Source organism: Thioalkalivibrio sp. ALJ12 (genome assembly GCF_000378305.1).
Classification (GTDB): domain Bacteria; phylum Pseudomonadota; class Gammaproteobacteria; order Ectothiorhodospirales; family Ectothiorhodospiraceae; genus Thioalkalivibrio.
Window position 1 is genome coordinate 311,135 of record NZ_KB899538.1, and the last position, 11,581, is coordinate 322,715.

Annotated in this window: 9 protein-coding genes; 4 read left to right on the plus strand and 5 right to left on the minus strand. The window is 65.2% G+C overall.

Annotation, left to right across the window (positions count from 1 at the left end; translation table 11 throughout):
• The 3 genes from prsK to prsT are packed head-to-tail and all read left to right on the plus strand — an operon-like array spanning position 1 to position 6,246.
• Positions 1–2,067 (plus strand): XrtA/PEP-CTERM system histidine kinase PrsK, encoded by a 2,067-nt coding sequence (prsK, locus tag F467_RS0101575; RefSeq protein WP_018139489.1) that lies wholly within the window; start codon positions 1–3, stop codon positions 2,065–2,067.
• A 26-nt stretch (positions 2,068–2,093) separates the two neighbouring features.
• A complete protein-coding gene (prsR, locus tag F467_RS0101580; protein ID WP_018139490.1) occupies positions 2,094–3,431 on the plus strand; it encodes a PEP-CTERM-box response regulator transcription factor in 1,338 nt (445 codons plus the stop codon).
• A 7-nt stretch (positions 3,432–3,438) separates the two neighbouring features.
• Positions 3,439–6,246 (plus strand): XrtA/PEP-CTERM system TPR-repeat protein PrsT, encoded by a 2,808-nt coding sequence (gene prsT, locus F467_RS0101585; protein ID WP_038049759.1) that lies wholly within the window; start codon positions 3,439–3,441, stop codon positions 6,244–6,246.
• Positions 6,247–6,318: 72 nt separating this feature from the next.
• Here prsT and F467_RS0101590 read toward each other — a convergent pair whose 3' ends face one another.
• Positions 6,319–6,984 carry a class I SAM-dependent methyltransferase gene (locus F467_RS0101590; protein ID WP_018139492.1) on the minus strand — a complete coding sequence of 222 codons (666 nt, stop codon included), beginning with the start codon at positions 6,982–6,984 and terminating at the stop codon, positions 6,319–6,321.
• Between the two features lie 237 nt (positions 6,985–7,221).
• On the opposite strand from F467_RS0101590, the gene pepA reads away from it, so the two are divergent.
• The gene (gene pepA, locus F467_RS0101595) at positions 7,222–8,052 is read left to right on the plus strand and encodes a flocculation-associated PEP-CTERM protein PepA (RefSeq protein ID WP_038049763.1); all 831 of its coding nucleotides are present in this window, start codon (positions 7,222–7,224) and stop codon (positions 8,050–8,052) included.
• Positions 8,053–8,174: 122 nt separating this feature from the next.
• Here the strand turns inward: pepA and F467_RS0101600 are convergent, their stop codons facing one another.
• Genes F467_RS0101600 through F467_RS0101615 form a run of 4 tightly spaced genes read right to left on the minus strand, consistent with a single transcriptional unit; the run spans position 8,175 to position 11,271 of the window.
• Complete coding sequence (locus F467_RS0101600) at positions 8,175–9,050, minus strand: ThiF family adenylyltransferase (protein WP_018139494.1); 876 nt, start codon at positions 9,048–9,050, stop codon at positions 8,175–8,177.
• The gene (locus tag F467_RS0101605) at positions 9,050–9,826 is read right to left on the minus strand and encodes a PEP-CTERM/exosortase system-associated acyltransferase (protein ID WP_018139495.1); all 777 of its coding nucleotides are present in this window, start codon (positions 9,824–9,826) and stop codon (positions 9,050–9,052) included. Before F467_RS0101605 ends, F467_RS0101600 begins: the two co-directional genes overlap by 1 nt.
• Positions 9,816–10,634, minus strand: a complete 819-nt coding sequence (locus tag F467_RS0101610) for an acyl-homoserine-lactone synthase (protein WP_018139496.1) — start codon at positions 10,632–10,634, stop codon at positions 9,816–9,818. The genes F467_RS0101605 and F467_RS0101610 overlap by 11 nt, the downstream gene beginning before the upstream one ends.
• 43 nt (positions 10,635–10,677) lie before the next feature.
• Positions 10,678–11,271, minus strand: coding sequence for a PilZ domain-containing protein (locus F467_RS0101615; protein ID WP_018139497.1), 594 nt, complete (start codon positions 11,269–11,271; stop codon positions 10,678–10,680).
• Positions 11,272–11,581 lie beyond the last annotated feature (310 nt).

Here is an 11,581-nt window from a genome sequence, read left to right on the forward strand (position 1 = left end):
ATGAATCTCGCTGCGCCCAGCTATCTCCTGGCCACCCTCGCCTTCCTCGTCCTGGCAGTGCTGGCCCTGTGGACCTGGCGGCAGCGCCCGGGAAGCCTTTGGGTCGCGGGTGCCGCGCTGTTATCCGTGATCTGGGCGCTGCACATGGCGCTCGTGGCGCACGCGATCGGCGAGGCCCCGGTCTCCGGCGGGGCCTTCGAGGTGCTGCGCAACGCCGGGTGGTTCGCGGTCCTGTTCGCGCTGCTCGCGCGCCGCGGCGAGCCGAGCACGCGTCCACCCGCACCTTTGCGCACGGCGATGATCGTCACCGCCGCACTGATGTTCGGGCTGTTCGCGGCTCTGGCCCTGCCGCTCCCGCTGACCTATGGCGCCTGGGTGGGCACTGCGATGCTGGGCATGGCGGTGCTGGGTCTGGTCCTGGTCGAGCAGGTCTTTCGCAATACGCCCCTGCAACGGCGCTGGGAGATCAAGTTCCTGAGCCTGGGCCTCGGGGCGATGTTCGCCTTCGACCTGTTCCTGTTTGCCGATCTCGTGCTGTTCGGGGCGATCAACAGCCCCGTCTGGCAAGCCCGCGGCCTGGTGAATGGCCTGGTCGTGCCATTGATCGCGATTTCCCTGGCCCGCCGGCCGCTGCAGGCCCGCGAGGCCCCGGTGGTCTCGCGCCACCTGCTGTTTCACACCGCGGCGCTGATCGGCGCCGGGCTTTATCTGTTCGCCATCGGGGCCGCCGGGTACTACCTGCGACATGTCGGGGGCGATCTGGGTGCCTTCCTGCAGGTAGTGTTTCTGTTCGGCGCCGCATTGCTGCTGGCCGTCATCGTCGCCTCGGGCAGTCTGCGGTCGCGTCTGCGCGTCTTCCTGGCCAAGCACTTCTTTCGCTACTCGTTCGATTACCGCCAGGAGTGGCTGCGATTTACCGGCACGCTCTCGGCCGAGGATGACGAGATCCCGTTCCGCCAGCGCGCCATCCAGGCGATCGGCGAGCTGGTGGACAGCCCCGGGGGGCTGCTGTGGGTGCGCGACCGCAACGGCCCCTACGCCCTGGAGGGAGTGCTGAACCTGGGCGATCCGAGTTATCCCCCGGAGGAGCCCGACGGGGCGTTGGTGGAGTTCGTCGCGCGCACCGGCTGGGTGATCGACCTCAACGAATATCGCCGGGACCCCGAGCTGTATCAGGGCCTGCAACTGCCGGAATGGCTGGCACAGAACACGCGCCTGTGGGTGGTGGTGCCGCTGCTCAAGGGCGAGCGCCTGCAGGGGTTCGTCGTGCTCGCCCAGCCGCGCGCGCCGCGCAAGATCGACTGGGAGGAACGCGACCTCCTGAAGACCGCCGGGCGCCAGCTCGCGGTGTATGTCGCGCTGGTGCAGACCGACGAGGCCCTGCTGGAGGCCCGCCAGTTCGAGGCCTTTCACCGGCTGGCGGCGTTTCTGGTGCACGACCTCAAGAACGTCTCGGCCCAGTTGTCCCTGGTGTGTTCCAACGCGGAGCGTCACCTGTCCAATCCGGACTTTGTCCGCGACGCCCTGAATACGGTGAGCAATGCCCGCGACCGGCTGGAACGAACCCTGGCCCAGCTGCGCCACGCGCAGGCCACGCCCGACACACCGAGCCGCATCATCCCGCTGGACCGGCTGCTCGCCGAGGTCTCCGAGGCCAGCAGCCATCGCTCGCCCCTGCCGCGGCTGGACCTGCGCGAATCCGCGGCCGTCATCGGCGACCAGGAAGGTCTTAAAAATGTACTACTCAATCTTGTAAGAAACGCTCAAGAAGCTACGCCGGATGACGGCTCAATCAATCTCAATCTTTACACCGAAGGGGGTTGGGCTATTGTTCAAATTGAAGACACGGGGAGCGGTATGGAGCCGGCTTTTCTAAAAAATCGGCTCTTCAAGCCCTTTCAAACCACCAAGGGAAATGCAGGGATGGGGATTGGTTTATATGAGGCGCGGGATCGTGTTTTGCGCATGGGCGGACGCATCACCGTCGACAGCGAGGCCGGCGTCGGAACGATCTTTACCCTGAAGCTCCCCTTGCAGATCGCACCGGCCATGGCTGAACCGTCATGAAGGCCGCTGGTGATTGTGAGGGTTCCATGCTGAAGCTTCTCATCGTCGAAGACGATCAGGGTCTGCGCAACCAACTGAGCTGGTGTTTTGAGGGATACGAGATCCTGGAGGCCGAGGACCGCGAAAGTGCCATGTCCAGGATGCGCCGCCATCAGCCGGAGTTGGTGACGCTGGACCTGGGCCTGCCGCCGGACCCGGCCAACGCCTCCGAGGGCCTGGCCCTGCTGCAGGACATCCTGGCGATGGACCCGGAGACCAAGGTCATTGTCGTCACTGGGAATGACGATCGCGAGAACGCGCTCAAGGCCGTGGCCCTGGGGGCCTACGACTACTACATCAAACCGGTCGAATCCGACCTGCTGCGGATGATCGTCGATCGCGCCGCTCACCTGTACGAGCTCGAGGCGGAGAACCGCAAGCTGGCACGCAGGCCCGGGGCATCCCTGAGCGGGGTCATCACCGCCGACCCGGGGATGCTGGATGTCTGCCGGGTGGTCGAGCGTGTCGCGCCCTCGGATGCCACCGTGCTGCTGCTGGGCGAGAGCGGCACCGGGAAGGAGGTGCTGGCGCGCGCCCTGCACGACCTGAGCGGGCGCGCCAGTGAACGCTTCGTGGCGATCAACTGCGCGGCGATCCCGGAGAACCTGCTGGAAAGCGAACTGTTCGGGTACGAGAAGGGCGCCTTTACCGGGGCCACGCGGCAGACCATCGGCCGCATCGAACACGCCAACAACGGGACCCTGTTCCTGGACGAGATTGGCGACCTGCCGCACAGCCTGCAGGCCAAGCTGCTGCGCTTTCTGCAGGAGCGCAAGATCGAACGCCTGGGCGGTCGCAGCGAGATCCCGGTCAACGTGCGCATCATCGGCGCCACGAACCAGGACCTGAAGGCGCTGATCCAGCGGGGCGAGTTCCGCGAAGACCTGTATTACCGCATCAGCGAGATCTCGGTCTCGATCCCCCCGCTGCGCGAGCGCAAAGGGGATGCAACGCTGCTGGCGCACTACCTGCTCGACCGCTTCACCCAGGATCAGCGACGGCCGCGCCGCGGCTTCACCCAGGATGCCACCCACGCGATCGAGGCCTACGACTGGCCGGGCAACGTGCGCGAGATGGAAAACCTGATCCGCCGCGCCGTGATCATGGCCGACAGCCAGTTGATTACCGCAAAGGACCTGGGCCTGGAGCCCCCCGAGGGCGAGGCCCCGGCGGTACGACTACGCGACATCCGCGACAGCGCGGAACACGAGGCCATCCTGAAGGCGATGGCCCGCAGCAAGAACAACATTGCCCAGGCCGCCGACCAGCTCGGAATCACACGGCCGACGCTCTACAGCCTGCTCGACAAATTTGGCCTGAGGTAAACCCGCCATGAAGACTCCCCGTTCTGTATCCCGTGTAGTGGGCTCGCCCCGCCGCACCCTCCCGCGCCTGGCCCCGTTGCTGATGGCGCTGACCCTGGTCGGTTGCGATGCCCTGGGCACCCCGACCGAGGCCGAGCACCGCGAACGTGCCGAGCGCCACATGGAGGCGGGCGAATATGCCGCAGCCACCATCGAATATCGCAACGCGCTGCAGCACAACCCGGACCCCGAGGTGCGCGGCCGCCTGGGCCTCGCCTATCTGCGCGACCAGCAGCCGGAACCGGCCGTGCGCCACCTGCAACGAGCCCTGGAGACCGGCGCGGACCCGAACGAGTACGCCCTGCCCCTGGCGCGGCTGCTGTTCATGCTGGGCGGCAGTGGGGCAATCGCCGAGATCCCCGAGGCCGATGGCCTGGAAGGCGAGGATGCCGCGCGCCTGCTGGCCTATCGGTCGCTGGCGGCCTATCAGGCGGGAGACGCCACTGCCGGGTCGGATTATCTTGAGGTCGCCCGCGAGGCGCAGGACGACCTGGTCGAGATTCATCTGGCGCGCGCCTACAAGGCGATGTCCGATGGCGACGCCGAGCAGGCCATGAAGATGACCGACGCGGCCCTGGAAACGGACCCCGAGTTTTCCCCTGCCTGGTCCCTCAAGGGCGATCTGGAACGGGTGCAGGGCGACCCCGAGGCCGCGCTCAAAGCCTTTAGCCGTGCCGTCGAGCTGCGCCCGGATGCGATCGCGGAACGCCTGAAACGCGGGCTGATGCACGTCGAACTGGGGCAGTTCGACGAGGCCCGGGCCGATGCCAAATTCCTCAAGGATGGCGCACCCAACCACGCCGGTGGCCACTTCCTGATGGGGCTGATCGAGTTCGAGACGGGTGAACCCCTGCAGGCTCGTCCCCATCTGGAAGAGGCGCTGGCGGCCTCGGCCAACTACCGTCTCGCGATGCCCTATCTGGCGGCGATCCAGCTGGAAGAAGGCAACTGGTCCCAGGCGGAGCGTCTGCTGGAGCGCCATCATGCGCTGGGCCCGCCGAATGCGATGAGCTACCGGCTGCTGGCCCAGTTGCGCATCGAACAGGGCCGCACGCAGGAGGCGCGACGGATCCTGGCCGAGGCACTGAGCGAACGGCCCGACCTGATCGAGGCCCTGGGCGATCAGCTGGCCGCGCTGTACATCGGCGAGGGCGACACCGAAAGCGGGATCGAGGTCCTGCGCGAGGCCCTGGCCAACCGCGCGGACCGCCCGGAGCTGCAGGAGATGCTGGGGATTGCCCTGGTGCGGCACGGCGATCACGAGCAGGGCATGGCGCTGCTGCACCGGGTCGCCAGCGAAAGCGCGGATGTACGTCTGGCCGACTACTCTGTGGCCCTGGCACATATCCGGGATGGGCAGTACGAGCAGGCCCTGGAGGCCACTCAGCGCCTGCGCGACAAGGACCCGGAAAACCCGCAGGGCTTCAACCTGATGGGCGCCGCCCTGCTGGGGCTGGGCGAAATCCACGAGGCCCGCCTGATCTACCAGGAAGGATTGTCGCTCCACCCGGACAACAGCACCCTGGCACTGAACCTGAGCTCGCTCGAGGTCCGCCAGGGCAACCTGGAGACGGCCCGCGAGATCCTCGAGGACCTGCAGGAACGCGACCCCGGGCATTCCACTTCGGCGATTCGGCTGGCAACACTGCACTTTCAGCAGGGCGAGATGGAAGCCGGCAAGCGTTGGCTGCAGGACGCAATCGAGGCACACCCGGATCGGATCGAGCCCTACCTGATGCTGGCACGCGCCCAGAACCAGCAGGAGGATCACGCCGCCGCCCGATCCACCCTGGAAAAAGCACGCGAACATCACCCCAACGACACCCGAGTGCTGGGCCTGCTGGTCGATCTGCAGGAACGCGAAGGGGACTTCGCGGGCGCGGCACAGACGCTTGGGCACCTGGCCATATTGCGGCCGGATGCCGCGGAGCTGCGCTTCCGGCAGGCGCGTAATCTCGCCGCGCTGGGCGAGACCGAGCAGGCGGTCACGGCCCTGCGCGAGACGCTGTCGATCGACTCCAGCCACATGAGCGCGCGCATGGTGCTGACCCGCCACCTGAGTCTGGCCGGCGAGGTCGACGAGGCGCGTCAGGTCTTCGAGCCCGTCGCGGAACGCGCCCCGGAGGCGGCGCAGGTGATCGCGCAGCAGGCCTGGTTCGACGCGCAAGCCGGCGAGCTCGAAAAAGCGATCGAAGGCTACGAACGCGCCCTTGAGCGCGAGTCCCGACGCGACTGGCTGGTGGAGAAATACCAGGCTCAGCAGCGCGCCGGCCATTCCGAGGCGGCCCTGGAGACGCTGAAGGGCTGGCTGCAGGACCACCCGGAAGATGCGGCCTCGCGCCACCTGCTCGGCTCGGCACAGATCAACGCCGGCCACGAGGCCGAGGCCCTGGAAACCTACGAAACAGTGCTGGAACAGCGGCCCAACGATGTCATCGCGCTGAACAATGCGGCGTGGCTGGCCCGCGAGACCGACAACCCTCGCGCCCGCGAGTACGCCCAGCGAGCCGTCGAGCTGGCCCCGGATCAGCCCGCGATTCTCGACACCCTGGGCGTGGTGCTGCTGGAGGGCGGCGACACCGAGAGCGCCCTGGAGACCCTGCAGCGAGCCTACCGGATGAGCCCGCAGGCACCGGATATCGGGTTCCATCTGGCACAGGCCTACCAGGCCAGCGGCGAAACCGAACAGGCGCGCGCCCTGCTGACGGAGCTACTGGAGGCCCACGAAGACTTCCCGGAACGCGAACGGGCCCAGTCGCTGCGCGAGTCGCTATAGGCGAGACAAGCGGGAAGGATGCCCTGACCTGAAGCCCACGCTCGCGTGGGCTTCAGTGTTTCTCCGGGACGATTACGGTCGCTTCAACAGCAGATTGTAGCAGTTGCCCGAGATCGAGGAGTCGACCACCTGGAATCCGGCGCTGGTGAAGCGGCTCAGGATATCGCGGGCCTCGTACGGGGTATGCAGGATGCCCTTGCGCATGCCCCAGCGGTTGATGCGTTCGGCAATCGCCTTGAGTGGTTGCGGCGTGCGCGGGTACAGCAGGACGTTCGCAGCCAGGGTGCCCCCCGGCTTGAGCACCCGAAAGGCCTCGTGGATGGCGCCGTCCACATCCGGAAAGCAGTGCACGGAGTTGGCGATATTGGCCGTATCGAACTCGCCGTCGGCGAACGGCAGCTCCGCAGCGTCGGCGTGTTTGACAGTCACGTGCTCGTCCTTTGCGAAGCGATGGCGCGCGCCCGCCAGCATGGATTCGGCGTAATCCACGCCGACGACCTCGCTCTCCGGCAGTTTGCGGCGGCGCCGCCACTTGATCGCCATCTCCAGCAACGTCCCGGTGCCGCAGCCGATCTCCAGATGCCGGGCCCCCATATTGCCGCCGAAAAACCGGATCTGGGCGCCCAGGGTGCTGTTGTAGGCAAAGGTCAGGATGAAAAACCCCCGCGCGTCGTACCACCACGGTGGCGACTTGTAGGCCTCGGCAATCTCGTCGCGGGTCTTGGCACGCTTGGACATGTGACATCTCCTTCACGGAAAGAACGGCCGAACCCCCAACCCCCGCCGTCCGTTTTTTTTACATGGCCCCTTTACAAGACCAGAACCAAAACATGAAAACCTCTGTTAAATCCTACAGTTAAATGGTTTGGCACGCAGCCTGCTTTACTTCACTCGCAAGACAGGACGACTAGCAAATTGAAGTGGAAGTAAGCGTTAACCCAAACACATTGAAGCTAACTGGTGGAGGATTTCAACATGGAAAGGTTCAAGCAAACAGCGCTGGGGGCGGTACTGGCAATAGCCAGTCTGGGGCTTGCGGGCACCGCACATGCCGGCGTCTTTACGATTGATGATTCGCAGCTCGATCTCTCGACGATCGCAGTCGGCGAACGTCAGGTTGACCGTATTACCGGCGGGTATGAGGAGCTGCTGACCCTCGATACCGACGGTTCCTTCGACGCGGCGGCCTACTGGAACGTAGGTCAGTACTTCCTTGGGGGTACAAGCGTCAGCAATCGCCTGGGCGCCAGCGGGGACGATGGTGATCTGTTCTATGGCCTGTATGCCGTGTTCCAGTCCTCCGGGACTTTCGACGCGGGCACGGGCGAATTCACCGGCACCACCGGCTCGATCGCGCTCTACCTGGACCCGGACCTGAATACCACGTTCGGGTTTACCTCGGGCGATGCGGCCGACGGTGTGGCCCTGGGCGGCACGGGCGACGACATCCTCGTCGGCTGGTCCGACATCTTCGAGCGGGGTGCTGGTCGCTTTGAACCCGGCTCGGACGATATCGGCAGCTTCGCGCTGATCTTCAACGAGTGGATGCTGACGGATGAAGGCAAGCAATTCTTCACCAGCCCGGACCCGTTCTACATGAATGTCCGTGTATCGGGCCAGTTCGACTTTATCGAGGGTTTCGAGGAAGTCGATCAGCGCACTACGTTTGATGTGGTCGGCTCCGCCGACGCCCGGTGGTACGGGGTCCCCGAGCCGGGCATGCTGCTTCTGCTGGGAACCGGACTGGTATTGCTCGGCTTCGTCGCCACGCGACGCCGCCGCCGCGACACCGGCCTGGCTGCCTAGCAGCCCTTGTGGTTGGGCCTTCTGCTCCCCCCTGGGTGGAAAGCCTCTCCCGGCCCCTCGTCTTCGGACGAGGGGTTTTTTTATGTCTGGATATACGAAACGCGAGGCTGGATGTCGGCTGTTCAGACCTGAGCCCGCAGGCGCGCGAGCCGGCGGCGGCCGATGGCCAGTAGCAGGCGTTGCAGGGGGTTGCGATTGCCACCGGGGCGCCAGGTGCGGGCGAGGCGCTGGCGGTAGGCATCGAAGTGAACGCCGTGCGGGGCCCAGACGACACGGCCGCGTCCCAGCAGGATCTTCAGGGCCTCGGTACCCATCACCCCGGCGCACAGCTCGCAGGCCATCACGGTGGACGGGCCATGCTGCGCCCTCAGGTCGACGGCGGCAGGATCGGCCAGATAGCCCATCTGCATCATCGACGGGGCCAGGCCCATCATGAAACGCAGCGCCAGCTCCTCGTCGGGCAATCCATCGCGCAGGTCGAAGTAGTCATCGAACGACAGACCACCCGGGCGGAAATTGAGCAATGCGGCCCCCATGCCGAGCGGGGCCACGGTGATCGCCGGGATCCCCCGCTCCGCGCACGCGGCGAAGACCTCGCGGCGGACCTGAAACACGAAAAAGTCGAGCCCGTCGACGTAGAGATCCACACCCTGCAGGAAGGCCTCCAGATTGTGCTGGTACACCCCCTCCGGGAATGTGGTGATCTCGAGCTCCGGATTGATGTCCAGCGCCATCTCGCGCAGGACCTCGACCTTGGGTCGGCCCAAACGGGACATGCCGGCCCCCGCCTGGCGGTTCATGTTGTGCAGCTCGAAGCAGTCGAAATCCGCGATATGAAAGCGCCCCACCCCCAGGCGGGCGAGCGTCAGCAGATGGCTCCCGCCGACACCGCCAAGACCGGCGATCGCCACCCGCGCACCGCGCAGGCGTTCCATCTCCGGCCAGGTGACCCAGCCGTGGGTGCGCCGGAACGCCGCGTGATAGTCGAACTCAGGCATCAGGCCGCGCTGGCAATAGCGTCCCAGAGAGAGTCGGAGGGATGAGGGTCGGAGAGATTGGTATAGGAGTGTGCATACAGCTGGCTCAGCGATGGAGAACGGTGAATCCCGGACAGGGCTGTAAGCAGACTAATATGAAATGGCGCGCGGCGACCGTGGTAGTTCTGAAGCGTGCCGATCTGCTTCACCTTCAGGCCGTGGCGCCGCAGGATGCGCGCCAGCGACGGCTCCATCATGGCGAAGGCATGCGAGCGGCCCTGGATCTCCATCATGGCGACCGCACTCATGAACAGGCTCAACGCCAGCAGCGGGAAGGTGCGCGCCTGCTCCAGAGGCACATTCAGCAGGTGCAGGTCCCCGACAGGCGTGACCGACTCCCCCAGACGTCGCCGGAACAGGCCATTGACGGCCAGCCGGGAGACCTCGCAGATCGCGTCCCGCTCCAGCCGGTCCGGGCGAAATTCGGTCTCGTAAAAGCAGTTATCGCAGTGGCGCTCCATCGGGAGTTCGTGGATCTTCTGACGCGCGTCGACATGCACGACCCGGACGCATCCCGCGTGGGTACCGCTCACCACATGCTCCAGCAGGCAATGCGTGGACTGGGCGTCATATTCGTCGATCTCGCGCTCGCCCGGGCAGTTCTCCGGAGACTCGTAACGAAACTCTCGGCAGTAGACCTCGTAGCGCAGTCGGTACACCGCCTCCAGTTGCTCCTTGTCCGGCTTCACCAGAGAAAAATAGCGGCAGAATGCCGTGATGAGCGGGTCATCCTGCACAGGGCACTTCCATAGCCCTTGGGGCGTGATACACACGCGGGCGCCAGCAACGCTTGTACCCCGGCGCCGCGCGGTACGGGAACGGTGGGTGCCCGGCCAGTTGCGCATAGTGGGGACGCGCCGGTGCGTCGCCCAGCCCCAGCCGGCGGCGCCAGGCGGACAGCGCCACGCCGGACTCGGCAGTCAATGCACGAAACGGCAGCCGCAGCCCCCGGTGATCACAGGCCTCGCCACACAGCTCGATGGGGATATGGTGGCGCTGGAGCAGACGCGCGAGGGCTGGTCGAATCATGAACAGCAGAAAGTCATACCCGTGGTCTTCGGCATAGGCCTGGGCGGCCTGGCAAAGGTGATACAGCAAACGCGGCGATCCGCGTTCCGGTGAACCACGAGCAATCAGACGGGAAACCTCGAGCACCCGCGGGGACTCGACCCTGGGCGTCGCGAAGGCATCCTCAAACAGATGCCCGGCGGCCATGGTCGGGAGGAGACCCGCCTCCGGCCGGATCAGACGCATGGCGCCAACCCAGTGCCCACCGTCGTACAGCCCGCCCATCCGCACCAGAAAATGAGCGGCGTGCTCGTCGTGGATGTCGCGCTCGAAACCTTCCGGGTAACGCTCGGCCGCTTCGAAACCAGTCTCCAGACAGTACACCGCGTAGCGCATCCGATAGTGGATGCGACGCGCCCGGGCGCCCGTGGCGAGATACACCTGATAGGACGGGGAGTGCCCATCCGGCAGGCAACGATCTGAGGTGGGGCGTCCCGGTTCGACGCCAGCATGGGTATACAAACGTTCGTCCTCCATTGCGTAATTCAATACGGATTTCCCCGGCCAGAGGCGCATGCCTTCAAGCCGTCGTGTCGATGCGTTGACCCGGACCATTGCGCCTGAGAAAACGCAGGCCCAGACCCACTCGGCGATCGGATACCACGACGGCATCGAAGGTCCCGGCGGTCGGGAGCATTAGCTGCAAGGCGGTATCCGGCGGCAAATACGGGTACTGCCCGACCAGCGCAATCCGCGCGCCACCACGCGAAAGATCCATCAGGCGGCACTTGCGCCACTCCTTTCGGATGCCGATCTCGGTCAGCAGGTTGACCGCATACCGAGGCCAGCAGCGCTGCTCGGGCCGGCCGGGTGTCTTGCGGCCGTAGCGCCAGGCGAATGCGGCCGACCAGTGCCTCGGGTTCGGCGAACAGGCGTAGAGATCGGCCTGAGCCGGATCCGTAATCGGGGGTTCCCCGAGTCGGTCGATTACGGCCTCCACCAGCTGTCCGGCCCAGGACTCGTACTCTTCGTCACTGGCACTGAACCGATGGAGCTGTCGGTAGATGTCGTTCATCAGCGCGAGGCGCTCGCTCCAGTTCCGCTTGAGCATGGCGGGATGCCAGAACTCCGCCAGATTCTGCGCGAGACTTCTCTGGCCCAGATCGTCGTGCATTTGAGAATCCCTCCCAACCGCCAGGCCACCCCCCTGCCGCAGCCGTTTCGAGCCTAATCGAACAAAGCCCAGCAAACTGCGTACCAGTTAACGTAAACCCCTGATCCGTTATAAAACCGCGAAAATTTATTAGAAAACTCAGCTTCAAAATTTTTTCAGGTGTAAACATTCTCGACACGTGTAGACAAGGGAAAACAAACGATCTTCAATAGCCCTAGACGTCTCCCGAGGTGGGGCTCAAGCAAGGTGCCAATCGACCTTGCGGGGAACCCTTTTACCGGAGAACTGTTACTCCGTTCGAAGACCCACA